24 protein-coding genes are annotated in these 26,844 nt (G+C 60.7%); 10 read left to right on the plus strand and 14 right to left on the minus strand.

Going from position 1 to position 26,844, the window contains the following annotated elements:
- Positions 1-8: 8 nt before the first annotated feature.
- The 10 genes from ACFOW7_RS03955 to gyrA form a co-directional block, all read right to left on the minus strand.
- The gene (locus ACFOW7_RS03955; RefSeq protein WP_378161263.1) at positions 9-623 is read right to left on the minus strand and encodes a riboflavin synthase; all 615 of its coding nucleotides are present in this window, start codon (positions 621-623) and stop codon (positions 9-11) included.
- Positions 624-658: 35 nt separating this feature from the next.
- Positions 659-1,408, minus strand: a complete 750-nt coding sequence (locus tag ACFOW7_RS03960) for a class I SAM-dependent methyltransferase (RefSeq protein ID WP_378161266.1) — start codon at positions 1,406-1,408, stop codon at positions 659-661.
- Positions 1,409-1,504: 96 nt separating this feature from the next.
- Positions 1,505-2,074, minus strand: coding sequence for an exonuclease domain-containing protein (locus ACFOW7_RS03965; RefSeq protein WP_378161268.1), 570 nt, complete (start codon positions 2,072-2,074; stop codon positions 1,505-1,507).
- A 110-nt stretch (positions 2,075-2,184) separates the two neighbouring features.
- Positions 2,185-2,313, minus strand: a complete 129-nt coding sequence (locus tag ACFOW7_RS03970; RefSeq protein WP_378161270.1) for a hypothetical protein — start codon at positions 2,311-2,313, stop codon at positions 2,185-2,187.
- Positions 2,310-3,503 carry an MFS transporter gene (locus ACFOW7_RS03975; protein ID WP_378161272.1) on the minus strand — a complete coding sequence of 398 codons (1,194 nt, stop codon included), beginning with the start codon at positions 3,501-3,503 and terminating at the stop codon, positions 2,310-2,312. Before ACFOW7_RS03975 ends, ACFOW7_RS03970 begins: the two co-directional genes overlap by 4 nt.
- 606 nt (positions 3,504-4,109) lie before the next feature.
- Positions 4,110-4,697, minus strand: coding sequence for an O-methyltransferase (locus tag ACFOW7_RS03980; RefSeq protein WP_378161274.1), 588 nt, complete (start codon positions 4,695-4,697; stop codon positions 4,110-4,112).
- A complete protein-coding gene (gene serC, locus ACFOW7_RS03985) occupies positions 4,697-5,782 on the minus strand; it encodes a 3-phosphoserine/phosphohydroxythreonine transaminase (protein ID WP_378161276.1) in 1,086 nt (361 codons plus the stop codon). Before serC ends, ACFOW7_RS03980 begins: the two co-directional genes overlap by 1 nt.
- A 188-nt stretch (positions 5,783-5,970) precedes the next feature.
- Positions 5,971-6,402: a PaaI family thioesterase gene (locus ACFOW7_RS03990; protein ID WP_378161278.1), complete on the minus strand. Its 432-nt coding sequence runs from the start codon at positions 6,400-6,402 to the stop codon at positions 5,971-5,973.
- Between the two features lie 3 nt (positions 6,403-6,405).
- Positions 6,406-6,897: a PaaI family thioesterase gene (locus tag ACFOW7_RS03995; RefSeq protein ID WP_378161280.1), complete on the minus strand. Its 492-nt coding sequence runs from the start codon at positions 6,895-6,897 to the stop codon at positions 6,406-6,408.
- A gap of 47 nt (positions 6,898-6,944) precedes the next feature.
- The gene (gene gyrA / locus ACFOW7_RS04000) at positions 6,945-9,548 is read right to left on the minus strand and encodes a DNA gyrase subunit A (RefSeq protein WP_378161282.1); all 2,604 of its coding nucleotides are present in this window, start codon (positions 9,546-9,548) and stop codon (positions 6,945-6,947) included.
- Positions 9,549-9,893: 345 nt separating this feature from the next.
- On the opposite strand from gyrA, the gene ACFOW7_RS04005 reads away from it, so the two are divergent.
- Complete coding sequence (locus ACFOW7_RS04005; RefSeq protein ID WP_378161284.1) at positions 9,894-10,586, plus strand: OmpA family protein; 693 nt, start codon at positions 9,894-9,896, stop codon at positions 10,584-10,586.
- 98 nt (positions 10,587-10,684) lie between these two features.
- Here the strand turns inward: ACFOW7_RS04005 and ACFOW7_RS04010 are convergent, their stop codons facing one another.
- Positions 10,685-10,969, minus strand: a complete 285-nt coding sequence (locus tag ACFOW7_RS04010; RefSeq protein ID WP_378161286.1) for a hypothetical protein — start codon at positions 10,967-10,969, stop codon at positions 10,685-10,687.
- A gap of 274 nt (positions 10,970-11,243) precedes the next feature.
- Between ACFOW7_RS04010 and ACFOW7_RS04015 the strand changes: the two genes are divergently transcribed.
- Together ACFOW7_RS04015 and ACFOW7_RS04020 are read left to right on the plus strand one after the other, a co-directional pair.
- Positions 11,244-12,158 carry a LysR substrate-binding domain-containing protein gene (locus tag ACFOW7_RS04015; RefSeq protein ID WP_378161288.1) on the plus strand — a complete coding sequence of 305 codons (915 nt, stop codon included), beginning with the start codon at positions 11,244-11,246 and terminating at the stop codon, positions 12,156-12,158.
- Positions 12,155-12,847 carry a hypothetical protein gene (locus ACFOW7_RS04020; protein WP_378161290.1) on the plus strand — a complete coding sequence of 231 codons (693 nt, stop codon included), beginning with the start codon at positions 12,155-12,157 and terminating at the stop codon, positions 12,845-12,847. Before ACFOW7_RS04015 ends, ACFOW7_RS04020 begins: the two co-directional genes overlap by 4 nt.
- 271 nt (positions 12,848-13,118) lie before the next feature.
- On the opposite strand, the gene ACFOW7_RS04025 is transcribed toward ACFOW7_RS04020, so the two are convergent.
- Entirely contained in the window at positions 13,119-13,604 is a 486-nt protein-coding gene (locus ACFOW7_RS04025) for a YajQ family cyclic di-GMP-binding protein (RefSeq protein ID WP_378161292.1), read from the minus strand.
- A 44-nt stretch (positions 13,605-13,648) separates the two neighbouring features.
- On the opposite strand from ACFOW7_RS04025, the gene ACFOW7_RS04030 reads away from it, so the two are divergent.
- From ACFOW7_RS04030 to ACFOW7_RS04045, 4 genes are all read left to right on the plus strand, one after another.
- Positions 13,649-15,139, plus strand: a complete 1,491-nt coding sequence (locus ACFOW7_RS04030; RefSeq protein WP_378161294.1) for a glycoside hydrolase family 13 protein — start codon at positions 13,649-13,651, stop codon at positions 15,137-15,139.
- A 37-nt stretch (positions 15,140-15,176) separates the two neighbouring features.
- On the plus strand, positions 15,177-16,478 hold the full coding sequence (locus ACFOW7_RS04035; RefSeq protein ID WP_378161296.1) for a GGDEF domain-containing protein: 1,302 nt from the start codon (positions 15,177-15,179) through the stop codon (positions 16,476-16,478).
- Positions 16,479-16,731: 253 nt separating this feature from the next.
- Entirely contained in the window at positions 16,732-17,208 is a 477-nt protein-coding gene (locus ACFOW7_RS04040; protein ID WP_378161298.1) for a type III secretion system chaperone, read from the plus strand.
- A gap of 12 nt (positions 17,209-17,220) precedes the next feature.
- Positions 17,221-18,726 carry a hypothetical protein gene (locus ACFOW7_RS04045; RefSeq protein ID WP_378161300.1) on the plus strand — a complete coding sequence of 502 codons (1,506 nt, stop codon included), beginning with the start codon at positions 17,221-17,223 and terminating at the stop codon, positions 18,724-18,726.
- Positions 18,727-18,814: 88 nt separating this feature from the next.
- On the opposite strand, the gene ACFOW7_RS04050 is transcribed toward ACFOW7_RS04045, so the two are convergent.
- Together ACFOW7_RS04050 and ACFOW7_RS04055 are read right to left on the minus strand one after the other, a co-directional pair.
- Positions 18,815-20,962, minus strand: coding sequence for a peptidase domain-containing ABC transporter (locus ACFOW7_RS04050; RefSeq protein WP_378161302.1), 2,148 nt, complete (start codon positions 20,960-20,962; stop codon positions 18,815-18,817).
- Between the two features lie 9 nt (positions 20,963-20,971).
- Positions 20,972-22,210 (minus strand): HlyD family secretion protein, encoded by a 1,239-nt coding sequence (locus ACFOW7_RS04055; RefSeq protein ID WP_378161304.1) that lies wholly within the window; start codon positions 22,208-22,210, stop codon positions 20,972-20,974.
- Between the two features lie 229 nt (positions 22,211-22,439).
- On the opposite strand from ACFOW7_RS04055, the gene ACFOW7_RS04060 reads away from it, so the two are divergent.
- From ACFOW7_RS04060 to flhA, 3 genes are all read left to right on the plus strand, one after another.
- On the plus strand, positions 22,440-23,396 hold the full coding sequence (locus ACFOW7_RS04060) for a hypothetical protein (RefSeq protein ID WP_378161306.1): 957 nt from the start codon (positions 22,440-22,442) through the stop codon (positions 23,394-23,396).
- Between the two features lie 75 nt (positions 23,397-23,471).
- Positions 23,472-24,611, plus strand: coding sequence for a flagellar biosynthesis protein FlhB (flhB, locus tag ACFOW7_RS04065; RefSeq protein ID WP_378161308.1), 1,140 nt, complete (start codon positions 23,472-23,474; stop codon positions 24,609-24,611).
- Positions 24,612-24,761: 150 nt separating this feature from the next.
- Entirely contained in the window at positions 24,762-26,837 is a 2,076-nt protein-coding gene (flhA, locus tag ACFOW7_RS04070; RefSeq protein ID WP_378161310.1) for a flagellar biosynthesis protein FlhA, read from the plus strand.
- Positions 26,838-26,844: the final 7 nt, after the last annotated feature.

A 26,844-nucleotide genomic window follows, 5' to 3' on the forward strand; every position in this document is an offset into this window, starting at 1 on the left:
CGGTTGGCTTAACGGGCCTGGCTGTCGAAGCTCAGCATACGCTCGACATAGCGGGCGATCAGGTCGATTTCGAGATTGACCGCTTCGCCGACCTTGAGATGACGCAGGGCGGTCACAGCCAGGGTATGCGGGATCAGGTTGATCGAGAATTCACAGCCGCCCGGCACATCGCTGATCCGATTGGTGGTCAGCGACACACCATTGACCACGATCGAGCCTTTGGCGGCGATATATTTGGCCAGCGCCAGTGGCGCCCGGATCACCAGTTCGGTGCTCTCGCCCACCGGCTGGAATTTCACCACGTTGCCCAGGCCATCGACATGGCCGCTGACCAGATGGCCGCCCAGCCGGTCGGTGGGACGCAGCGCTTTTTCCAGGTTGACTTCGCGGCCGACATCATCAAGGCCGGAGGTGCAGTCGAGCGATTCTGCCGAGACGTCCACCTTGAAGCTCTTGTCGGTACGCTCGACCACCGTCATGCAGGCGCCGTTGATGGCGATGCTGTCGCCGATCTGCACATCGGACAGATCGAGCTGACCGGCGATCACCGTCAGGCGCACGCCCGATTCGAGCGGTTTGAGCATCCCAATGCGTCCAACGGCTTGGACGATTCCGGTAAACATGGTTTTCCTTTCGGTAAGAGGAAGAAGCGGGCCGCTCAGGCAGGTTTGCGGCAGGCCCGCATCCGCAGCGGCCAACTGACCGGGCGGGCATGGGTCGGGTCACCCCAGGCGGGTTCCAGTTGGTCCCATAGTTCAGGCAGCGGGTCGTGCTGCCGTGCCTCACGGTAGCGCCGGGTTGCCGACCAGGTGCCGAAATAACCGACCAGTTCCGCCAGAGTCCAGTGTTGGGTCATGGCAAAGGCCGGGGCGATCAATTCGGGGAACGGCAGATCGATGCCGGCATAGCCCTGTTCGATCCAACGCCGTTCAGGCGGCCAGTAGGGGCCGATGGTGTCATCGTAGAAGTGGGCCACCACGGCGTCCACCGCCGGCGCCACCTGACAGGTTTCATAGCACCAGGCTGCCAGCACGCCACCGGGTCGCAGCACCCGGCTGGCTTCGGCAAAGAAAGCCGGCATATCGAACCAGTGCAGCGCCTGGGCCACCGCGATCAGATCGACGCTGGCGTCAGCGAGGCTGCTGCGCTCGGCGGGCTCGCAGCGATAGTCGATGCGGGGATGGCGTGGCGCAGCGGCCAGTTGTTCGGCGCTGGGTTCGGTCGCAATAAGGTGTTCGAAGTGCTGGGCCAGCGCCAGCGTCGCCTGGCCACTGCCACAAGCGCATTCCCAGGCCAGCTGGCGCGAGGGGGCCTGGGCGGCCAGCCAGTCGAATAAGGCGGGGGGATAGTCGGGGCGGTAACGCGCATACTCTCCGGCATGAGCAGAGAAATGGTCTTGAAACGACATCAGGCAATCCTTTCGCACTGAAATCGGCCAGGCGCCGGGTGGGAAAACGGCAATGATGGCCTGATCGCGCTACGCCGTCGAGTCTGCCGCGCCGCGCTAGGACTTGGATAGCGCTTGGCGTCCCAGCGAATACGGCAGCAGGCGGGTGATATTGCGGGCGTCGTCGATGCCGCGATGGTGGGTGCCGGCAAAGCGCAGTCCGGCCAGACGCACTGCCTGCCCCAGGCCGATCCCGCGCTCAAGACCCTGCTTCTCGGCAAAGGCCCGTTTCAGATTGAGATGCGGGCCACGGATCGGATAGCCAACCCGGTGATAGCTGCAATCCTGCCGCAACTGGCGCTCGTCGTAATCACCCCAGGAGCCGAACACCAGGTCCGGCCAAGGTGCCAGCCAGTCGCGGAACTCGGCCATCACCGCCTTGAAGTCGCCGGCACCATCGACGTCGGCCTGGGTGATCGAGGTCAGTTGCGTACAGAACGCGGTCAGGCGCCGATGCCGCACCGGGCGGATAAAACGCTGAAATTCGGCCAGCGGCGCCAAGGTATCGGCAGCCACCATCACGGCGCCGATCTCGATGATTTCCATTTCATGACGCGGAACACTGCCTCGGTCGCAGCAGGTCGCTTCAAAATCGATCACCAGATAATGGGCTGGCGAATCGGACATATTCCATCTCCTTGAAATTCAATTACTAAAATTTTGCGAAAACTCTCTGCAAGATCACTAGCCGGCAAGAAAGAATAATGAACATTTCTCGCAGCCACTGGCAGTCGGACTCAGAACCCGCACAGTGCCCATAGGTTGGCCATCGTCACCATCGCAGTCGGACTCAGATAGGCGACAAAACCCAAGGTCAGCGCCACCATCAGCGCCAGCCAGCCGAGCAGCCGCCATCCGTTCATCATGCCTCCTGCGCCAGCGGCCGGACGATCGGAGCTTCCCGCACCGGCCAGTTGGCCAGCGCCGCCACCAGCCCCAATCCAATCGAGATATACCAAACCAGGTCGTAGCTCCCCATATGGTCGTATAACCAGCCGCCCAGCCACACGCCCAGGAAACTGCCGATCTGGTGCGAGAAGAACACGAAGCCCGACAGCATCCCAAGATGGCGTACCCCGAAGATTTGGGCGATCACCCCATTAGTCAACGGTACGGTGGACAGCCACAGGAAACCCATGCTGGCCGCGAAAATCCAGACCGAAACGCTGGTGAGCGGCATCAGCAGGAACAGGGCAATCGACAGGGCACGCAGCGCATAGATGGCCGACAGCAGATATTTCTTGGGCATCCGGCTGCCCAGATGGCCGGCAATAAAGGTACCAAAGATATTGAACAGGCCGATCAGGGCCAGCGCGATGGCAGCCGTGTCGGCGGGCAAACCCTTGTCCTTGAGAAACGACGGCAGATGCACCCCGATAAATACCACCTGGAAGCCACAGACGAAGTACCCGACCATCAGCAGTTGGAAGCTGCGATAGGCGAAGGCTTCGCGCGCCGCCGCCATCATGCTCTGGCCGCCCTGGGCATGGCCGTCGCGCGGCGGCTCGCGCAGGCCGAAAGCCGCAGGCGCCATTGCCAGCGCCATCACCGCCAGGATCAGCAGCGCCGGCACCCAGCCATAGCCGTCGATCAGCCGTTGTTCGATCGGCACCATGATGAACTGGCCGAATGAGCCCGCCGTTGCGGCCACTCCCATCGCCTGAGAGCGCCGATGTTCGGGCACCGAGCGGCCGATCACGCCATAGATCACGCTGTAGGTGGTGCCGGACAGGGCGAGGCCAAGCAGTAGGCCAGCCGAGCCCGACAACAGCCAGCCAGTCGAGGAAACGGTCATCAACAGCAGACCGAGCGAATAGAGAATGGCGCCGATCAGCAAGACCCGGAACGCGCCGTAGCGGTCGGCCAATGCGCCGGTAATCGGCTGGGTGGCGCCCCAGATCAGGTTTTGCAGCCCGAGCGCCAGGGCGAAGACTTCGCGACTCCAGCCGAATTCGCTGGTCATCGGCGGCAGGAAAAAACCAAAGCCATGGCGGATGCCCATCGCCAGCGAAATGATGATGCCGGCACAGACAATCAGACGGGTGGGGTTAGGCATGAGAACACTCCGGAAATCGGCCGCCAGTGTGCTCATGGCCCCATTGTCAGGGAAGTGACAGTCAGCCGAGGAAAACCGGACAGTTGTTGCAGAATAGGCGCCGACCGTCCACCTCACAGCTAGGCAAATGACCGGGAAGACCAACCGTCTGTCTGCCATTTCAGCCTCTCCACTGCCTCATCCCTCTCCCGCCACCCATCCAGACACCTCAAATCACCCGCCGCCTGCAATCGGACAGCGTCCAAGCCCACCATTTGCAGGGTGCCCACTCAGCGCCTTTCCATTCGAATCGGCCTCGCAGCAAGTCTGGTTGAGCGCCAGGAAACAGTGCTTTGAGGCCCGGACACGCTGACTCCGGATGGGCTGGAAATGCGCCAACGTCTGCATTGGCGTCGAGCTGCCTGTGGGATGGCCTCGGACTCCGGGGAGTTAGGCAGGGAGTGCGGTTTTGGGGGCGGGCGAGGGAAGGATTGGGGCGAGGAATCTGGTCGGAACGATCCGGGCAGAGGTTGGAGTAGGAGTCGATGATTTTGCAGGATTTTTGTTGTTTAATTTAATTTCAGCAATCCGCCTTGCAAGTGCCTTTCCTGATTTTTTCCAATTAAGCTAATTCTTTAAAATCAGCATCCCACCCTTGCCAAGCGGCAGACACAGCGTGCGATAGCCAGGCGTTGCTGCCACCAGATCGAAAAACGGCTGGCATTCCTCGGCGTGGGACAGGGCGTTATCGACCACGATCAGGCCGCGTGATCGCAGCACCCGCCGCAGATCAGGCCAGTAGTCGCCGTAGCGGCTACGGTCGGCGTCGAGAAAGATCAGGTCGTAGGCATCGGGCGCGCTGGCGGCCAGTACTTCGGCGGCGTCGCCGGTCAGCAGGGTGGCGAGTTCAAGCAGGCCGGCCTGGGCCAGATTGGTCCGGGCGGCGTTGGTCTTGTCGGGGTTGACGTCGATGCTGAACAGCCGCCCGCCAACGTCCTCGAGTGCAGCGGCCAGCCAGATCGACGATACACCGTTCGAGGTGCCGATCTCCAGCACCCGCCCCACCCGGCCGAACCAGGCGAGCATTGCCAGCAGGCGACCGATATCGGGATCGACATTCAGGCGTTTATGCGCGCGAATGGTCTCTCTGGTATCGATCGCCTGACCTTCCTCGTGCAGCCGGTCCAGTTGCGCCTGCCGCGCCGGGGTCAGCATCAGCGGTGATCCTTGCTGAAGTCCTGCATAAAGGCACACAGCGCCTTGACGCCTTCGAGCGGCATGGCGTTGTAGATCGAGGCACGCATGCCGCCCATGGCGCGATGGCCCTTGAGCTGCAACAGATTGCGCGCCTGGGCGGCCTTGACGAAGGCCTCATCGAGACTTTCGTCGGCCAGCCGGAACGGCACATTCATCCGCGAACGGAACGGACGGTCCACCGGGCAGATATAGAAACCGCTCGAGGTATCGATGGTTTCGTACAGCAGCGCCGCCTTCTCGATATTGCGCTGCTCGATGGCCTTGAGCCCGCCCTGGCGCTGCAACCACTTGAACACCAGACCGGCCACATAGACGGCAAAGGTCGGCGGCGTGTTGTACATCGAATCGCCGTCGGCGTGGATGCGGTAATCGAACATGGTCGGCGTGCCGGGAACGGTCTGGCCGAGCAGATCGTCGCGGATGATCACGATGGTAAGGCCGGCCGGGCCGATATTCTTCTGCGCACCGCCATAGATGCAGCCAAAGCGGCTGACATCGATCGGCCGCGACAGAAAATTCGACGACATATCGCACACCAGCGGCACGTCGCCCGAATTGGGCACATAGGGAAATTCGAGGCCGCCGATGGTCTCGTTCGAGGTGTAGTGGAGATAGGCGGCCTCAGGGTCGCGCTTCCAGGTGTCTTCGGGCGGGATATTGGCGTAGCCGCTTTCCTCACCCGAGGCCACCACATTGGTGCTGGCGTATTTGCGCGCTTCCTTGATGGCCAGCTTGGACCAGTGACCGCTGTTGATGAAATCGATGCTGCTGCGGCCGCGCAGCAGATTCATCGGCACCATGGCGAACTGGGTGGAAGCGCCGCCTTGCAGGAACAGGATGTGATAGTTCTTGGGAATGCCCATCAGATTGCGCAGGTCTTCCTCGGCCTCGGCGGCAATCTGCATAAATTCTTTGCCGCGATGGCTCATTTCCATCACCGACATGCCGGTGCCGTGCCAATCGAGCAATTCGTTCTGGACTTCGAGCAGGACTTCCTTGGGCAGCACGGCCGGACCAGCGCTGAAATTGAACACGGGTGACATAAGAATTCTCTCCCTCCGCCCTACAGGGGCGGACGCACGACTAAGGACTAGAACAGGTCGGCACCCCAGGCACCGCCACCGGGCCCACCGGGTCTGTCCGGGCCGGCCGTGTCGCCACAGCCGTGCCGGACAGACCGGCAGCGATCGCTTGTCTTGGCTCGGGCAGAAGCCGACCCGTGGGCCGTGCTTCAGCTCAGCAGAAAATGTGCACGTGCGACAGCAGTCGGTCGCGATTCATCGTCTTGCCAGGCCACCATCCGGACATTGGCAATGCGCTTGCCCTGCTTGGTGATGTCGCAGCGGGCGAACAGCGCCTGCGGCTTTCCCGAACGCAGGAAGTCGAGCGAGAAATCGATGGTGCGCGGCACATCGCTCGATTCGCGCGCCCAGACCAGATGCAGCAGCGCGGCATTCTCCAGAAAACCGCCGATCACCCCGCCATGCAAGGCCGGCAGATTGACGTTGCCGATATTGCGCTCGTGATAGGGCAGGACAAACAGCGGCAGACCGCCCTCTTCGCGCATTTCCACCCCAAGCAGCTTGGCGTAGGGGATCTGATCGATGATGCCGGCGTAGTCGCCTGACTCTTTGGCGGCCTGAAGGTATTCAAGTTGCACCATGGCTCAGCCCCCCTGCCGTTCGGTACTGAGCGCGTCGCCGATCTGGGCCTTGCTCGATTCGCGCATAAAGGCGCCGACGCCATGGGCGATCGGCTGATCGTTGCCTTCTTGATAGGCGGTGGCGCGGGTAAAGGCGATCTGGCGGCCGAGTCGATAGCACTCGGCCGTGCAATAGACCGGCTCACCCGGGGTGGCACTACGCAGGTAATCGATACGCAGATCGAGCGTGGCAATCGCCTCGCGCTCGGTCAGCATCGAGAACAGCGCCAGCGCGCTGGTGGTATCGATCAAGGAGGTGATCACGCCGCCGTGCAGCACCCCGGTGCGCGGATTGCCGACCAGGGCGGTATTGTAGGGAACCCTCAGCGAGGCGCGGCCGCGCTCGCCGTGGACGAATTCAAGACCAATGGTGGCCGAATGCGGAATATCACAGAACCAGCGCGCCACCTCGTCAAATAGAACGGGGTTGGCCACCGGCAACGGTAGGTTTCTCATCTGGGAGTCTCCGGCAAGGCGGGAACCTGGTCCCGCCTTTATCCAGTTTAGGCGTCCGAACCGGAATCTTCCTGTCCCGGTTCACCGCTCTCCTCACTCCCCTCTTCTTCCGGTTCGACGACTTTTTCCAGCCCGGATAGTTTTTCTCCGTCGTCGAGATTGATCAGTCGCACGCCCTGGGCGCTGCGGCCGGTTTCGCGGATCTCCGCCACCGAGGTGCGGATCAGCACCCCGCCGGTGGTGATCAGCATGACGCCTTCCCCTTCGCGCACCAGACTGGCGCCGATCAGCTGGAAGCCGGTCTTTTCGGTCAGCTCCATGGCGATTACGCCCTGGGTACCGCGACTGGTGAAACGATAGTCGGCGATCGGCGTGCGCTTGCCGTAACCACCGTCGGTGGCGGTCAGCACCTGCCAGTCTTCGGCATCGGCCACCAGCAGGGAAATCAGTTCCTGGCCGTCGTTGAGCTGCATGCCACGGACCCCGCGCGCTGCCCGACCCATCGGCCGCACGTCGGCCTCATCGAAGCGAACTGCCTTGCCGCCGTTGGAGAACAGCATGACCTGATGCTTGCCCGAGGTGATGGCCACGCCGATCAGCCGGTCGCCCTCGTCGAGGTCAACGGCGATGATGCCTTTGCGAAGCGGGCGCGAGAAATCGGACAGCGGCGTCTTCTTCACCGTGCCGCGCGCCGTGGCCATGAATACATAATGGTCGTCGCTGAAGGCCTTGACCGGCAGCACCGCATTGATCTTCTCGCCATCCTGCAAGGGCAGCAGATTGACGATCGGCTTGCCGCGCGAAGTACGACCACCCTGCGGCACCTCATACACCTTGAGCCAGTAGACCCGGCCCAGCGAGGAGAAGCACAGCACGTAGTCGTGGGTATTGGCGATGAACAGGTTGTCGATGAAATCGTCTTCCTTGGTCGCGGCAGCCTGCTTGCCGCGCCCGCCACGCTTCTGTGCTCGGTATTCGTCGAGCGGCTGGGCCTTCATATAACCCTGGTGGGTCAGCGTCACCACCATGTCCTGTGGCGTGATCAGGTCTTCGAGGCTCAGATCCTCGCCATGGACCACGATCTCGGAACGACGCGGGTCGCCGAACTGGGTCTTGATATCGGTCAGCTCGCTGGCAATGATTTCGGTGATCCGCTCGGGGCGGGCCAGGATATCGAGCAGGTCGCCGATCACTTCGATGATGGCCTTGTAGTCGGCGAAGATCTTGTCCTGCTCAAGACCGGTGAGGCGTTGCAGACGCAGGTCGAGAATGGCCTGAGCCTGGGCTTCCGACAGCAGATAGCCTTGACTGCTCAGGCCGAATTCGGCGGCAAGCCCCTCCGGTCGGCAGGCAGTGCCGCCGGCACGCGCCAGCATCTCTTCGACCAGCGCCGACTTCCAGGGCCGTGCCATCAGCGCCGATTTAGCTTCGGGCGGCGTGGCCGAAGCCTTGATCAGGGCAATGATCTCGTCGACATTGGCCAGTGCAACTGCCTGGCCTTCCAAGATATGGCCGCGTTCGCGCGCTTTTTTCAGTTCGAACACGGTGCGCCGCGTCACCACCTCGCGGCGATGGCGCAGGAAGCATTCGATGATCTGTTTGAGGTTGAGCAGACGCGGCTGGTTATCGACCAGTGCCACCATATTGACGCCGAAGCTGTCCTGGAGCTGGGTCTGCTTATAGAGATTATTGAGCACCACTTCGGGCAGTTCGCCGCGCTTGAGCTCAATCACCACCCGCATGCCCGATTTGTCGGACTCGTCACGGATTTCGGAAATGCCTTCGATCTGCTTCTCGCGCACCAGCTCGGCGATCCGCTCGAGCAGGCGGGCCTTGTTGACCTGGTAGGGCAGCTCGTCGATCACCAGCGCTTCGCGGTCGCCGCGGCCGATCGGTTCCACATGGGAACGGGCGCGTATCACCACCCGGCCACGGCCGCTGCGGTAAGCCTGCCGCACGCCGGCCACACCATAGATAATGCCGGCGGTGGGGAAATCGGGTGCCGGGATCAGGTCGATCAGCTCATCGACGCTCAGCTGGGGGTTATGCAGCAGGGCCAGGCAGCCATCGACCACTTCCACCAGATTGTGCGGCGGAATATTGGTGGCCATACCGACGGCAATACCGGCCGAGCCGTTGATCAGCAGATTGGGAATACGGGTGGGAAGAATCAGCGGCTCGAGTTCCGAGCCGTCGTAGTTGGGGCCGAAATCGACGGTTTCCTTGTCGAGGTCGGCCATCAATTCGTGGGCGATCCGGGCGCGGCGGATCTCGGTATAACGCATCGCCGCTGCATTGTCGCCATCGACCGAGCCGAAATTGCCCTGGCCGTCGATCAGCGGGTAACGCAGCGAGAAATCCTGGGCCATCCGCACAATGGTGTCGTAGACGGCGTTGTCGCCGTGCGGGTGGTATTTACCGATCACGTCGCCGACGATACGGGCCGATTTCTTATAAGCACGGTTCCAGTCGTTGCTGAGTTCGTGCATGGCAAAAAGCACGCGACGGTGTACCGGCTTCAGACCATCGCGCACGTCCGGCAGGGCACGTCCGACGATCACGCTCATGGCGTAATCGAGATAGGAACGGCGCATCTCCTCTTCGAGGCTTACCGGTATCGTTTCCTTGGCGAATTGTTGCTGTTCGGTCATAAGGGCGCAGGCCAGACTTGAGCGGAAAAATACCTGAAATTCTACCACGCCCGCCCGCTCGTCTCCAATTTGCTGCTATCCGTCATACGCGAACGATTGCTCCACGCGCGAAGCGTCAAGTAAACTCGCGGCCGGCCTCGGTTCGACAAAACCGTCGCCAGAGCCTATCTCAGTAGCCGTTCGCCAAGGCAGCGGCAAAAATTCGGACATGGCACCGTTATTGCTCTCGCCAGCCGGGTGACATTGCCGCAACGAGCAAGTCGCCTTGGCCGGTAAATACGGCGACATACGGCGAATTTCTACTAAGATAGGCTCAAGTGATTCAGCCCCTCATGGAGAACAACTATGCAAAAAATGACGCGAACCCTGGTTCAGGCCGCTGTCTGCGCCTCGCTGGGCCTGACTGCTGTCTCGGCCATGGCCAAGGATGGCTATGTAACTGATTCGCGCGACACCGTCGTGCGCAATAACTTCAATGACTGCTGGCGCACCGGTTTCTGGACCAAGGAAAACGCGATTCCTGAGTGCGACGCCAGCCTGATCCCGCCCGCTCCCGCCCCTGCTCCGGCTCCCATGCCGGCCCCGGCTCCGGCTCCGGAACCCACGCAGACTCCGGCTCCGACGCCGAAGAAGATGGAAACCATCACCCTGAACGCTTCCAGCCTGTTCGAATTCAACAAGGCCGCCCTGAGCAAGGAAGGCAAGGATTCGCTGGATGCCGTCGCCGGTGTGCTGACCGAACGCAAGTACGACCCGACCAAGACCAAGATCGAAGTGGTTGGCCACACCGACCGCATCGGCTCGGCCGAATACAACCAGAAGCTGTCCGAAGCGCGCGCCGCCTCGGCCCGTGACTATCTGGTCGGCAAGGGCATCGATTCCGGTATGGTCAGCGCCGTCGGCAAGGGTTTCGAGACCCCGGTCACCAAGCCCGAAGACTGCGCCAAGGTCAAGAAGAACCGCAAGAAACTGATCGCCTGCTACGCGCCGGACCGTCGTGTCGAAATCGACATCTACGTCACCCGCGAAGCCCAGTAAGCGAAAACCGCTTGTGCGAAAAAGCCCCAGCATTTGCTGGGGCTTTTTTGTCGCGCCCCGGTCGTGATCTCGACCGGGGACGGCAGGCCGGGCCTGCCTTAATGAGCCAGGGTATCCTGGTGGCGGCGCTTGTGGGGATCAACAGCACAGTAACGATTGACCTGCTCACGATCGCGCTCGAAGAACAGCGTCAGGCCACTCGACAGGCCGGCAAACAGCCAGCAGATAAAGAACCCCACCGAGTAGGCGACCATCCGGCTGCTGAACAGCGGTTCGCCATTGACGGTGAGTTCCAGCGGGTCGAACAGCGTGAAGAACAGGCTGTTAAGAATGCCGGCCACGACGAAGGACGGCCACAGCACGAGTATCGACTTGAGCTTCATCGGTCATTGTCTCCTTTGTGGATGCGGCCCGATCTGGTGTCGAACCTGCGCTTAATCCTACTCCACGCCCCGCCGGGCGCAAACCCTTTTTGCGACAAGGCTCTAGCACGGCTTGTATGCTGCGGCGCACGATCCGTGCAGACCCCATGCCAACGCGCGACGCTAGGCTATCCTACGGTAAGCCCTGACTCCCCGCTGCGTCGGCTTTCGACAACAATGCGGGCCTACAAGGCCGACTGACACGGCAGACATTCCGTTTTTCCGGAACAAGGCAATGCGAATCTCGCTCGACGCTCTGATCGTTCTCGACACCATAGACCGCAAGGGCAGCTTCGCTGCGGCAGCGACTGAGCTGCACCGGGTACCGTCAGCCATTACCTATGCAATCCAGAAGCTCGAACAGGACCTCGACCTGCTGATTTTCGACCGCAGCGGCCATCGCGCCCGCCTGACACCGGCCGGCCAGGAACTGCTGCGCGAAGGTCGCCCGCTGATCGAAGCCGCCACCGCACTCGAAGCACGGGTCAAGCGTGTGGCCACCGGTTGGGAACCCGAACTGCGGATCGCCGTCGGCGATCTGCTCAATTTCCATGCCCTGCTCGATTCGGTAGCCGCTTTCGATCGCAGCGGCGGCGAAACCCGTTTACGTTTTTCCCACGAAGCCTATGGTGGCGTCTGGGACGCCCTGCATACCGGCCGGGTCGATCTGGCCATTGGTGCCCCGGGCGAAATGCCCAGCGGCGGCGGCTTCCGTTCCCAGCCGTGCGGCAGCATCGACTTTCTACTGGTCGTCGCCCCCCACCATCCACTTGCCAGCGAACCACAACCGCTGACGCTGGAACGGGTTCGCAGCTTTCGCGCCGTGGTGGTATCCGACAGCTCGCGCAGTCTGGCACCGCGTACCTCGGGGCTGCTGACCGGCCAGCCCACCCTGACCGTCGCCACCCAACAGGACAAACTCGCCGCCCAACTGGCCGGCCTTGGCGTCGGCTATATCCCGCGCCGGCTCGCCGCACCACATCTGGCCGCCGGCAGTCTGGTCGAGCTACAGACCGACGAGCCGCGCGACAGCGTCCAGCTCTACCTTGCCTGGCCAGCCAAGGCGCGCGGTAATGCGCTGCGCTGGTTTATCGACCATCTTGGCAATCCGGCCGTGATCGACCGGCTGTGCAATGGGAGTCCACCGTGAAACTGGTCAGCCACGCCATCGACCCCGTCCTGCTCAGCCGGCTTAGCCGACAAGGCTTGCCCTATGAGGAATTCGACCCGGCCCGACCGCCAGCGACCGATGTGCCACGCTGGTGGCTGTGGAGTGCTCCCTTCCCGCCGCCGCTGGCTCCGGGCGATCTATGGATCGACACCTGCATCCGTCCGTTCGACCAGGACATCACCACGCTGCTACCGGGCGTTCCGGTCCTGAGTCTGGTATGGCAACACAGCTCGTTTGCGGCGGAACACGGTTTTCTGCTGACTGTCGGCGGTCAGACCGACACGGTGCTGACCGCTCGACCATTGCTCGACGCCCTGGCTCCCTTGCCCGGCGGCTGGCTACACGCCGGTGATACCACGGCGCCACGGTTCCTGGCCGCCGTGGCCGGTCGGGTAGGCGGCAGCCTGCAACAGCTCGCCACCCTGGTGATGCAAAGCGGCGCTACTTCACTGCTGCCTTTGCTCGATCTGCACCGCACACTGCTGCTCGATCTGGCTCAGTTGTCGCAAAGCTATCTTGCCTGCCCAAGCCAGCCTTACCGCCCCGCCCTGCCGCTACCACCCCTGTTCGCGCCGCTCGGTCCGGAAATCTCCGACGACGACTCTCCTGCCCGCCGTGTCGCCAAAACCATTGTCTGGTTGGTGTTACAACAACAGACTCAGCCTTGAGGCGCGCCGCCAGCTCAGCTTGTCGTTCTTGCATACCACCTGAGCGTTTTTTACAAACGGCGGCGACCGACCCAGCGTCTGACTTCCCCATCGATCCAGTGCGGACGCCGAGTCAGAGTCAGCAAGTATCCCGCACAAAATATTAAAAAATTATTTTTTCCCGCCTTTTTTTTGCATTCTATTTTCTTGATTTTTTACTTTCTTTCTGTTCCCCAAAAGAAAACGGGCGACGGTTTCACCACCGTCGCCCGTCTGCTTCCGCATGCGGAAATCAATCACGGAAATTCTGGTATTGCAGCGGGAATTCATCGATCGACTTGCGCACCAGTGCGATCGTCTCCTGTAGCACATCGCGCTTGGCACCCGACACCCGCACCGCTTCACCCTGGATGCTGGCCTGGACCTTGAGCTTGGAATCCTTGATCAGCTTGACGATCTTCTTGGCCAGTTCGGTTTCGATGCCGACCTTGATCGTGACGGTCTGCTTGACCTTATTGCCACTGACCTTGTCGATCTTGCCTTCGTCGAGGCAGCGCACATCGACATTACGTTTGGTCAGCTTGCCGGTCAGGATTTCCTTCACCTGATCGAGCTTGAACTCATCGTCGGCGAAGACGGTCAGCACTTTGTCGGCCTGCTCGATACGAGCGTCCGAACCCTTGAAATCGAAGCGGTTGGCGACTTCCTTGTTGGCCTGTTCGACCGCGTTGCGAATCTCGACTTCATTGACTTCGGAGACGATATCGAAAGACGGCATAATGACGAACTCCCTTTTAATTTAAACCGGCTATTGTACCCCACATGAATGCCCGCCCCGACGCTTTTACCCGGCGTATCGCCCGCCAGGTTGTCTACCAGATCTTCCCCGAACGCTTCGCCATCGGCCGTGGCCTCGACAGCGCCGGCAAACTGGCCGATCCGGCCTATCAGATCGAAGGCGCCGTCGCTCGCGACTGGAACGACAGTACGATGCATCAACCCTGGGCCCAGCAATTCTTTGGCGGCGACCTCGACGGTATTGCCGACCGGCTTGATTATCTGCAAATGCTGGGCATCGACACGCTCTATCTCACACCCATCTTCAGCGCGCCATCCAATCACAAATACGACGCCACCGATTTCTTTTGCGTCGACCCGATGTTCGGCGGTGACGCCGCGCTCGACCGCCTGCTGAACGCACTGCGGCCCCGCGCAATGGGACTGCTGCTCGACGCCGTGCTCAACCATGTATCGGACCGCCACCCCTGGTTCCTGGCTGCCCAAGCCGGTGATTCCAATTATCGGAATTTCTTCGGCTATAACGCTCAGGGCGAAGCACTGTGTTGGCAGGATTTTGGTTCCATGCCCGAACTGAATCTGGCCAACCCCGAGGTCCGCGACCGGCTGTACCGTCAACCCGACAGCGTGGTGCAGTACTGGCTGGCCCGCGGTATTTCGGGCTGGCGCTTCGATGTGGCACAGGATGTCGGCATCGAAGTTGCCGAAGATCTGGTTGCCAGCGTCGGGAAGCGCTATCCCGATGCGCTGTTGCTGGGCGAGCTCAACGGTTTCTCGGGCAGTTGGTTCGACTCGGGCCAGGGCTTCCACGGCATGATGAACTACTGGTATCGCACGGCGCTGCTGGCCTGGCTGGGCGGCGAGATCGATGCCATCCAGATGAACCGGGCCATCAGCGATGCCCGCCAGGGTTATGGCCTGTCCGGGCTGCTGTGCTCGTGGAATATGCTGTCGAGCCATGACACCCCTCGCCTGCTGACCAGCCTGGGGTCGAGCCGTCGGGTACGACTGGCGCAACTGGCCCAGTTCACCCTGCCGGGCGTGCCGCTGCTCTATTACGGCGAGGAAATCGGCATGGAAGGCGGCCCTGATCCCGATTGCCGGCGGCCGATGCGGTGGAATCCGGCCGAACAGGATCAGCAGCAGCTTGAGTGGACCCGCCGCCTGATCGCGCTCCGTCGGGCCAATCCGGCCCTGCAATACGGCGATGTGATTGTGCTGGGTGACCGGCTGCCGGGCAATGCCCTGGTCTATCTACGCCATACCGAACGCCCGGGCGAGGCGGCGCTGATCGTGATCAATCTGGGCGAGCAGCCGTTGCGGCATAAGCTGCTGCTACCCTATTCCCACTGGTACGACGGTGTACCGCTGCGCGATGCCCTGGGTAACTGCTCCGATACCCGGATGGCCGCCGGTGCGGTCCAGCTCGATGTGCCGGCCGGCGAGGCCGCGCTGTATCAAGCATTCGAGCCCTATAACCGCTACACTTTCTTTAAGCCGCGCAACGGCGGCTGATCGGGGCACTTTCCGCAAGCTAAAGGCAAGGCGCGAGATGAACGACACCGACAAGGAAATTCTGTACAAGCGCAAAGCGTACTTTCTGGCGCAGACCTTCTTTATCAAGGACAACAGCGCCGACCTGCTGCTCAATGCCCACAAGTACGACTTCGATATCCTGTTCTTTGATCAGACTGCCGATTTTCTCCGCGCCTTGGACGATGGCGACGATGAAGACCTGTTTGTGGTCGACCTGGATGTGCTCTACAACCTCCAGGCCGACCGCAACAACCGCACCCTGTTTCTGCGCGATCTGTTGAAACTGCTGCCCGACAATCGTCATTACGTCTATTTGCAGACTGAAAAGCAGAGCGGCCGCTTTCTGCTGCAAAAGATGCTGATCGATTCCAACTGCCTCGCCTACGCCGAAAAACCGATCTCCAACGAGAATCTGATCGACAAGCTGTTCCAGTTATTTGCCCGGCACCAGCGCGATAGCCAAGGCCGGGTGCTTTATCTGGGCGCCGAGGTCGAACTCGATATCGATCTGCTGTCGCAACGGCGGATTTCCGTCCGCCCTCACGACGATGTGCAATCGCTTCATCTGGAAGTCAAGGACTGGCGCCCCGATGTGGTGGTGATCGAAGATGGCTTTTTTGCCCGCACCGAAGTCGTGGCCGAAATCATCAAGAAGAATATCGAAACCGACCCGAGCCTCGACATCATCCTGTTCCAGCGCCGGGCCGATACCGAACAGGCCCGCCGTGCCATCGCGGTCGGGTTTGACGATGTGCTGGTCAATCAGGCCAGCGATATCGCCACCCGCCAATTGATCAACCGATTGGCCAAGATCCGTATCAACAAGGATTTGATCAGCAAGGATCGGGCAACCGGTCTGCTCAACAAGATCGGTTTCCAGCAACGCGCCCGCGAATTGATCCGTCAGGCCGAAAGCCGCAAGAAATCGCTGTGCCTGACCGTATTCGACATCGACAAGTTCAAGACCATCAACGATACCTGGGGCCATTATTTCGGCGATATCGTGATCAAGCGCCTGTCGCTGCTGCTTGGCAATTACGTCGGCGAGCGCGATCTGCTCAGCCGTTTCGGCGGCGAGGAATTCGTGATGCTGTTCTGGGATATCGACCCCGACGCCATGCAAGCCCGTCTCGATGAGATTCGTGAAGCGTTCCACGCCATCAGTTTTGAAGTGGAACCGGGCGATATCCGCCAATTCTCCTTCTCGGGCGGTGGCGCCTTTTTCCCCGAGTTCCGCTCGGAGAATGAATTGTTCCTCCAGGCCGATGCCAAGCTCTACGATGCCAAGCATGGAGGACGGAATCAGATCCGCCTATAGACGATGGGTAGTCCGGAAATTTTCATTAATTCAAATATTAGAATGAGCGTATAGCAAACATCAGGCACATTATTTTATTACACTGATCCGGACACGATTCCGACCAACAAACGGACAGCCATGCGATTTCCCGCATGGCTGTTTTGTTTTGGTGCGCCGCGCAACTTCCACAATCTTTGCACAAACCCATCAGGCCCTGCCGTCACTCAGTCGGGGAGGCGCCATGGTGCGCGATTGCGGAAGGAGAACAGTCATGAATCCCATCGGACAATTCCAAGAGCTGGTAACAGCGCTGGGCCAAGCACTACGACTCAAGCTCGGCGCCATCGATACCGGCACCCGTTCGGTCGAAGTGCAATATGAAGACGGCTCCAATGTGGTGCTGTCCTGTCTGGAAGAACGCGGTGAAATCAGCCTGTCGTCGGAACTGTGCTTTGCCCCGACTGGCGAGCGCTTGCAGGCACTTTCGCTGGCCCTGCTGTCCGATCATGCTTTTGGCGTCGAAACCAACGGCGTGTATTTCGCCTTCAATAAGTCGGCTGGCAAATTCCTGGTATTCAGCACCCATCCGTTGCGCAATCTGGACGGCGACACTTTACGGACTGCATTGAATAGTCTGATCCGGACACGTCTGCAATGGCGCAAAGCCTACGATCAAGGTCATCTTGGCCAAGCCGCCGAACTGCAAGCCACCATTCCTGCCTGCCCGGTGGGTTTCAATTTCGCCTGAGGAGAAAACGCCATGACCAATCCGCTTCAGAATCATGTTCAGTCACAGAATATTTCTTTACCGAATCAGTCGTCGGTCAATCTCGATAATAACAACAATAACAACGAAAAAGGCATTCCCAATGCCAACCAGATCACACAGAACAACGCGAACAACGACGCTTCGCCCAACAATGTGCTCGTGAAAAGCCAGCAGGAACAGCCTTCCTTGGAACAACCGCAAGAACAGGTAATTGTTCCAAATCCGAAATCGATAAACCCAGCCAATCAGGAACCGTTGCTTCAATCGAATATTGGCTTGAAAGACCAGCCCAACATCCAATCGAACAACAACATTCAATCAAATATCCCCTCACAAAATCAATCGATTAAAAACCAGGACATCCAGAAAGCCATCCCCAAAGAAGAAATGAAGCGGTGCAGCGACATCTACCAGAATGCCATGATCGACAACAATCTCAGCAAAGGCATTAGAGATGTTTTCTCTACACTGGACAATGCCTATGATGATTTCAATTTCTCCAGAAAAGGCGAAGAAATCAACAAGCAAGAATTCTCCCAGGGGATGTACCGCACCATGCTGCTGAAAGGCGCGCATATCGTGTTTGAAGATGGCGGGGAATTATTTAACAGCCTGCAGGAAAAAGGTGGCATGTGCAAAGACAAGCCACAAGCTGACGGTAAATTCTTTGATCGCGGCGGTGCCTCGTCACATTACTGGGAATATACCAAGGATGCCACCGACGAACAGAAGAACTGTGCGCACGCCTCCACTTATAAGTGCAAAGCAGAACTGGAGATGAATGGCTTGTATCCACAAAGAAAGGAATATATACAGACAAAACAAATGGGTGCCGATATCGGCCTGGCTGCCAAAGCATCCGGATTTAAGCATGATCTGGGTCATCTGCTGATCGGTCTCGATTGGGAGGGAAACACCTTTGTTCAATTTGAAAAGCACGGTTATTCAGGATTGACGGAAAAGGCGCTGCATGGAGTTGACTATTTTGACCATTCCTACTCCGAAGACCAGATTGGTCCCCAGGGGGATTTCGACGCCACTGAAAAACAGGGCAATAAGTCTCTACTTACGAAAAGTGCTGTTGTGGTCAAGAATATCAACTCCTACGGCATCCCTTACCTCAATAAGGGACTCGACCAACTTGGCCGTCAGCAAATTGAAAACTATAGCCATGAGAAGTTGAGCTTCGCCAGAGAAGCCTCTCACTTTATTGCCACACCTCAGGAGATTGAGGATGTTTCCAATCACAACAACAATAACTCAAACAACAACAACTTAAACAATGGCCTCATGATAAGCAGCAGTTCCTCAGCCTACAGTAAGGAAATCGTAGACAACCACAACAACAGTCTCCTCAACAACAATAACAATATTCCCAGCAATCATTCGAACTCCGCAAATAACAATAACGACGACAAGAAGGAGGTCAAACTCAATGTCAACCCGGTGAACAACAATAATAACAATGACCCTCTTGACGACCTCGAACTGGATTAAGTCGGGTCAAAAACAAAATCGGCGGGATAAAACTCCCGCCGATCTCGCTCTATTACCCTGAACAGCCCGGTTCTCGAAAGAGCTGATCTTATGCCTGTACCGTCGACGCCGCAGCCGCCCTGCCAGAGGTTGCCGGACTTCTTGCCTGCTTGATCTGCGCCAGATTGATCACTCGATCAGCCGACTTGATGGTGTCGGGGCGATGGGCAATCAGGATGCGGGTGATCTGCATACTGCGGATCGCCTCGTTGACCCGCTGCTCCAAAGCCACATCGAGATGGCTGGTGGCCTCGTCGAGAAACAGAATCTTGGGTTGACGGTAGAGTGCCCGCGCCAGCAACAGGCGCTGTTTCTGCCCGCCCGACAGACTGGTGCCCATATCGCCGACCAGACTGTGGTAGCCCATGGGCATGGCGACGATATCGTCGTGCAAAGCGGCCGCCCGGGCGCAGACCTCGGCACGCTCCACATCGATCTGCGGGTCGAAGAAGCAGATATTGTCGAGCAGCGAACCCGACAGCAATTGATCGTCCTGCAACACGGCCGCGATCTGGCTGCGGTAATGCAGCAGGCCCAGACGGCGGATATCGTGGCCATCGGCGCGCACCTCGCCTTCGCTTGGCTCGACCAGGCCCATCAGCATCTTGAGCAAGGTGGTCTTGCCGCAGCCAGACGGCCCGACGATCGCCACCGACTCGCCGGGTTCGATGCGGAAATGCAGATCGCGGAAAATCCACGGCTCCGACTCGGCGTAGCGAAAACTCAAACCTGCCGCTTCCACGGCCCCGTCCAGCGGCTGTTCCCGCCGCTCGCCTTCGAGATTGGCTTCGGTCTTGGCCAACGCCACATCGGCCAGCCGGGACAGATGCAGATCGAGCATCTTCAGATTGATCCACTGCTCGATCAGCGCCGAGGCACGGGTAACGAATTGCTCTTTGTAGGACAGGAAGGCAAACAGCATCCCGACCGATAGCGCACTTTCCATGGCCATCCGGGCGCCGAAATAGATCACCAGGATATTCTGTAGGCCAAATACCAGCTGGTTGACCCCGCTGTAGCCCAGATTGAATTTGCCCAGCGCAATCCCGGCATTGAAGCGCTCGGCGAGCCGGTTCTGCCACAGCATCAGCCGTTCGGTCTCCTTGCCGAACATCCGCACCGAAGGCATGGCGCGAACGGTTTCCATGAAATTGCTTTGTTCCTTGGCGCCAGCCACGATCTGGGTTTCGCTCAGTCGCCGGTGATAGTCGTAGCTGAGGCCACGCACCAAGCCATAGAGCAGCACCGAGGCCAGCACGATCCAACCGAGCCTGGGCGCATAGACAAACATCATGGCCAGCGTGGCCAGGGCCATCAGTCCGTCGACCACCGCCCCCACCAGACCACTGGTGAGCTGCGACTGGATCTGCGACAGCGAATCGAAACGCGCCATCACATCGCCGATATGGCGCTTCTCGAACCAGTCGAGCGGCAGGCGGAACAGATGGCGCGCCAGTCGCACCGACATCTGGAAGCTGAACAGATTGCTCAAAGCCAGCATCAGCCACTGGCGCAGCAGGGTGGTCAGGGACGTGATCAGCAGCAACAGGCCAAAGCCGATTGCCAGAACCAGCAATAGATCGCCATCGAAGCTGGTCAAAACCTCGTCCACCACCAGTTGCTGGTAGAACGGCGCCAGCAGCGCAAAGAACTGGAGAATCAGCGACAGCCCAAGCACCTTAGTCAGGCTCGCGCGCAGTCCCGGCACATTGCGGGCGAAATCGGACAGACGCAGCCTGGCAACATCCTTGCCCGGCTGGAATGCCTCGGTGGGCGTCAGCTCAAGCGCGATGCCCGTGTAGTGTTTGCTCAGCTCGTCGTAATCGATGACCCGGCGGCCATAAGCCGGATCGTGGATCACCGCGCGACGGCCGTCGGTCGAGGCCAGGACCACGAAATGGTTCAGATCCCAATGCAGCACGCAAGGCAGCCGCAGCGTGGTCAGTTCGGACAGCGGCGCACTGAGGGCACGCGAGGCCATGTCGAGCCGATCGGCGCAGCGTACCAAACCGCCCAGCGTCATGCCTTTGCTCGATAGCGAGAAACGTTGGCGCAGCCGGCTCAGATCGATGTCCAGCCCGTGAAAACCCGCCACCATGGCCAGACAGGCCAGACCGCATTCGGCCACTTCGGTTTGGCGGATGATCGGCAGGCGGCGCCCACCGAAAAGTTGCAATGCAGACAGCAGATGCGACATCACGGCCTCCTAAGCGCCGAAAACCCGGCCATGTACCGCATAGAGCGGTTCGAACAGCCACTGCCACAGAGGACGGCGGTCGAGCACGATATCGGCTCCCACGGCCATGCCGGGCTTGAGGGGATGACGCACGCCATAGGCCAGCACATCCTGCCGATCCAGTCCGACCTTGACCCGGTAGACCGGCTCGTTGACCTTGATGGGTCCGGTCAGCTCTTCGGGCGCCAGCACGGTCTGGGAAACCGTTTTCACCACACCACCCTGCATGCCGAAGCGCTGGTAGGGAAAGGCGGCGATCTGCAGCCTTACCCGCTGGCCGGGCCGGACAAAGCCGATGGCCCGGGTCGGTACGAACAGTTCGGCTTCGAGGCTGGCGTTTTCCGGAATGATGGCCAGCAGCGGCACACTGAGATTGGCCGGCTGGCCGGTGACAGCCTGTAGTGCCGTGACCCGGCCGCTGATGGGCGCGGGCAGGATCGAATGGCGGCGGTGTTCCAGCTCCAGCGCCCGCTGGCGCAGATCGGAATCGGTCGACAGCAGCCGGTCGCGCTGGTCGGCGCTGTCGATGCGCGACTGCGCCAGCTCCAGCCGTGCCTGGGTCAATTCGGCCTCGCGTCCGGCCAGCTGACGCACCAGATCCTGCCGTTGCTGTTCCTGGGCCAGCACCGCCTCTTCGTATTCGCGGAAACCGTTTTCGGAGATAAAACCGTTGTTCAGCATGGTGCGCATCGAATCGCGTTTCTGCTGAGCAAGGTGGAGCCGGCGTTCCTGCAAGGCCAACTGGCTGCGCAACTGGGTCAGTTCACGCTCCAGCCCACGCTCACGTGCTGCCTGCTTGTCGATTTCGGCGTCGGAACGGGCGTTGAGCCGATCGAGCGTGGCACGCACGCCACGGTGCTGCTTGGCCAGTTCGTCGAGCAGACCGGCTTCCAGCGCGGCGGTGCGCTCGGAATCGACTTCCAGCAAAGGCTCGCCCGCCCGCACCAACTGCCCCTCCTCGACCAGCACCCGGCCAATGCGGCCATCGCGCAGGGCAAAGACCTTGACCAGCCCGCTCGACGGCAGCGTGACCCCATCGGCGCGTGCTTTGCGTGAATACTCTGCCAGCGACAGAAACAGCAATATCATCAAGGCCAGCGTTGCTGTCAGTGTCAGCGCCAGACTGATCGGGAGCGAGCGGATATTGATGCTCTCGCCGACCTCGCGGTCGCGCTGATGCCGGACCGCTTCTTCACGAAATAAAATCATGGGTTTGTCAAAGGATTACGGGGGAATGGCAATCCGACGGCGAAGCCGGATCTTGGACGAATTTCCTGAAAAAACCTGCCTGATATTTGATAACAAACGGCAGCGAGCCTTATAGCACGGGTCCGACCACTCACCAAGCCGGCCGGGATGCGGTAGCGCGGCCTTCCTATTACAATCGCGCCCCAATGCCCCCAGGGCTTTGATCCAGAAAACCGAAAACGGAGACCCCATGCGTTCGCTCATCCTCGCCGGCCTGATCGCGGCCGCCTTCGCGCCCGCCGCCCTGGCCGCCAAACCGGCAAAACCTGCCAAGACCGCTGCGCCCGCCGCCAAACTCGATATCGCCGTGCGCGACCTGTCGCCCAAATTTGTCGAGTTCTACCAAGTCGCCAGCGAGCCGGTGAAAACCGAACCGGGCAAGCCGGTCGAGAACGAAGCCGATGTGCGCTGGCGCTATTTCAAGCAGGGCTATGACTTCAGTGTCCACCAGGACGAGGCCGCCGCCCGCGCCGCCTTCGAGCAGGCCTGGCCGCGCTATCCGGCAGTGATGAAGCAGATCGAGGGCGGCTTTGATGCCATGACGCCCAAGGTCGACCAGATGCTGAGCACGCTGGCCGACCAGTATTACTTCACCAAACCGCTGACCCTGCGCTTCGTGTCCTACGTCGGCACTTTCGAAGGCCGCGTCTGGAGCGAGCAGGATGGCGACCGCACCAATATCTACCTGCCGCTCGAAACCGGCCCGGAAACCCGTGCGCTGCCGCTGGCACGGCTGCTGAGCCGGATGATGCTCGACAAGGAACTGCCCTGGCCCAATGGCCGGCCGCGCAATCTGGCCGAGCAGATCATTGCCGAAGGCGTGCTGGCCCATGGTCTGAGCGCCGCCGTGCCAGGCCAGCCCGATGAAGCCTATCTCGACCTGCCGGCCGCCAAGCTGGCCGAACTCAAGCAGAACAAGCCTCAGGTGCTGCGCAGCATCATTCCGCTGCTCAAGAGTGGCGCCGACGATACGCTTGCCACCTATCGCAGCGACAAGCTGGCTGAAGCGCGCTATGCCGGCTGGATGCTGGTCAAGGGTTTCCGTGGCAGCCAGAAGGCGCAATTGGCCGATCTGATCCGGCAGAACCCGAACGATCTGGTGCGTGCCAGCGAATTGATGCTGGCCGGTCTCGCCAAGAGCAAATAAGGTCGCCCGCCCGTCGGGCGGCCGGGCCGGTTATGATGGCGTTCCCGGCGCCCGACGCCTCGCCCGGCGATTGCCATGGCCGAAGACAGCGACCTCGAACGAACCGAAGACCCCTCGCCCCGACGGCTCGACGAAGCGCGTGCCCGGGGCCAGGTGCCGCGTTCGCAGGAGCTGATCACCTTCTCGGTGCTGGTGGCCGGGATGGGCAGTCTGATCGTCAGCGGCGACAGCCTGCTCGACGCCCTCAAGCGCACCATGCACAGCAATCTGCGCTTTGAGGCCGCCACGCTGGTCAATCTCGATGTGATGCTGATCCGGCTGGCCCAGAGCGCCTACGATCTGTTGCAGACCCTGTTGCCGCTGCTGGGCGCCTGTGTGGTGGCCTCGGTCCTGGCCAGTCTGATGATTTCGGGCTGGATTTTCACTTTCGAGCCGCTGCAGCCCAAATTCGACCGTCTCAACCCGCTGAGCGGCATCGGTCGGCTGTTCTCGGTGCGGGCGCTGGTCGAAGGCGGCAAGGCGGTGCTCAAGTCCTCGCTGATCGGTGGCGTCGCGGTCGCGGCGATCTGGTACTACAAGGACACGGTGCTGCAACTGATCGCCCTGCCGCCGCTGACGGGGCTGGCCATGCTGTGGGAGCTGACCCGGACCATCCTGCTCTATGTGATCGGGGCCATGCTGCTGATCGTGCTGATCGACGTGCCCTACCAGCTCTGGGACTATAAGCGCGGCCTCAAGATGACCAAGGAAGAGGTCAGGCAGGAGGCCAAGGAGTCCGAAGGTGACCCGCACGTCAAAGGTCGGATCCGTCAGTTGCAGATGCAGGCGGCCCGTCGGCGCATGATGGCCGAGATTCCCAAGGCCAGCGTGGTGGTCACCAACCCGACCCATTTCGCGGTGGCCCTACGTTACGAGGAAGGCAAGACCAAGGCGCCCCAGGTGGTGGCCAAAGGTTCGGCCCTGCTGGCGCAGCGGATTATCGAAGTCGGCCGCGAACACCAGGTGCCGGTGCTGCGGGCGCCGCCGCTGGCGCGGGCGCTGTATCACCATACCGAGCTTGGCGACGAGATTCCGGCCGCGCTCTATTCGGCGGTGGCCGAGGTGCTGGCCTATCTGTACCAGCTCGACCACTGGCAGCGTCACGGCGGCGCCGAACCGGCCCTGCCGGGCGATCTGCCCGTGCCGCCCGACCTCGACCCGGGGGGAGATGAATGACAGGCTCGATTCCGGCACATAAGTATCATTCCTGCGACAAAGTAGCGGTTTTGTCGCATCCTGCTGACAAGCGACGAAAAATGGCTTACTTCATCTATATGAACCAGGATCTTTCGTCGAAGGCCGTGCCGCCAGCGCCGTACCCGCGCCATGTTCAGTAGACTCAACCTCAATCAGCTCGCCGGCCCCATCCTGATCCTGATGGTGCTGGCGCTGTTTATTCTGCCGCTGCCGCCGTTCCTGCTCGATCTGTTCTTCACCTTCAATATTGCGATCTCGATCATCGTGCTGATGGTCTCGATCAATACCCGTGAACCGCTCGAGTTCTCCGCCTTTCCGACCGTGCTGCTGATGACCACGCTGTTGCGGCTGGCGCTCAATGTGGCCTCGACCCGGGTGATCCTGGGCAACGGCAATCAGGGCGAGGCCGCAGCCGGCAAGGTGATCGAAGCCTTCGGCCACTTCCTGATCGGCGGCAATTTCGCCATCGGTATCGTGGTGTTCGTGATTCTCACCATCATCAATTTCGTGGTGATCACCAAGGGTGCCGGCCGGATTGCCGAAGTGTCGGCCCGCTTCACCCTGGACGCCATGCCCGGCAAGCAGATGGCCATCGACGCCGACCTCAACGCCGGCCTGATCGGCGAAGAGGAAGCACGGCGCCGCCGCAATGTGATTGCCCAGGAAGCCGACTTCTTCGGTTCGATGGACGGTGCGTCCAAATTCGTCCGTGGCGATGCGGTCGCCGGCATTCTGATCATGTTGATCAACCTGGTGGCCGGCATTATCGTCGGGGTGGTGTCGCACGATATGTCGGTCGGCGAAGCGGCGCGCACCTTTACCCTGCTGTCGATCGGCGACGGCCTGGTGGCCCAGATTCCCTCGCTGATCATCTCGACCGCCTCGGGCATCGTGGTATCGCGGGTGGGCGACGAAGCCGACCTGTCCGAGCAGCTGCTTGGGCAGATGTTCTCCAAGCCGCAGACGCTCTATATCACCGCCGGGGTGATTGGCCTGTTCGGCCTGATCCCCAATATGCCACATGTGGCCTTTCTGTTGATTGCAGCAAGCCTCGCCGGCCTGGCCTATTGGCAGGAGCAGCGCGCCTTGCGGCTGGCCACCGCCGCTCCCGCCGACGCCGCGGCGGCCCAGGCGGCGCAGCAGGCGGCCGAGCAGCCGCCACAGGAAGTGGGCTGGCATGATGTGGCCCCGGTCGACCCGGTCGGTCTGGAAGTCGGCTATCGGCTGATTCCGCTGGTAGACCGCAATCAGGATGGCGAACTGCTGCGGCGTATCCGTGGCATCCGCAAGAAGATGGCGCAGGAAATGGGCTTTCTGGTGCCGCCGATCCATATCCGCGACAACCTGGAGCTGCGCCCCAATGCCTACCGCATTCAGCTCAAGGGGGTCGATGTCGGCGACGGCGAGGCGTTTGCCGGCCAGTTCCTGGCGATCAACCCCGGCCGCGTGCTCGGGCCGCTGCCCGGGACCCCCACCACCGACCCGACGTTCGGCCTGCCGGCGGTCTGGGTCGATGCCACCATGCGCGATCAGGCGCAGACGCTCGGTTATACCGTGGTCGATGCCAGCACCGTGGTGGCCACCCATATTTCCAATGTGCTGCAAAGCCATGCAGCCGAGCTGCTGGGGCGGGAAGAAGTGCAGCAACTGCTCGACCATATCGGCAAGGAATTCCCCAAGCTGGTCGAGGATCTGGTGCCCAAGGTGATTGCGCTGGGCACGCTGCAAAAGGTACTGCACAACCTGCTCGACGAAGGCATGCATATCCGCGATATGCGCACCATTCTGGAAACGCTGGCCGAGCATGTCGGCCGCACCGGCGATATCGACGAATTGACCTCGGTGGTGCGGGTAGCGCTCGGGCGGGCCATCGTCCATCAGTTGTTCCCGGGAGAGAACGAGTTGCAGGTGCTGGCGCTCGACCCGGGCCTTGAGCAGATGTTGATGCAGGCCACCCAGGGCCGTGGCGGCGGGCTCGAGCCCGGGCTTGCCGAGATGCTGCTCAAGCAGGCCAGCGAACTGACCGAGCAGATGGAGAGCCAGGGTCTCAATAGCGTCCTGATCGTACCGGCCCAGCTGCGCGCGCTGCTGTCGCGCTTTCTGCGCCGTTCCATTCCCCAGTTCCGGGTGATTGCCCACAGCGAGATACCCGATAGCAAGACCATCCGTATCGTCGGCGTACTCGGCGGACGGAGCGGGGCCTAAGGAGAAC

The organism is Chitinimonas lacunae, from assembly GCF_042650885.1.
In the GTDB taxonomy this organism is placed as follows: domain Bacteria; phylum Pseudomonadota; class Gammaproteobacteria; order Burkholderiales; family Chitinimonadaceae; genus Chitinimonas_A; species Chitinimonas_A lacunae.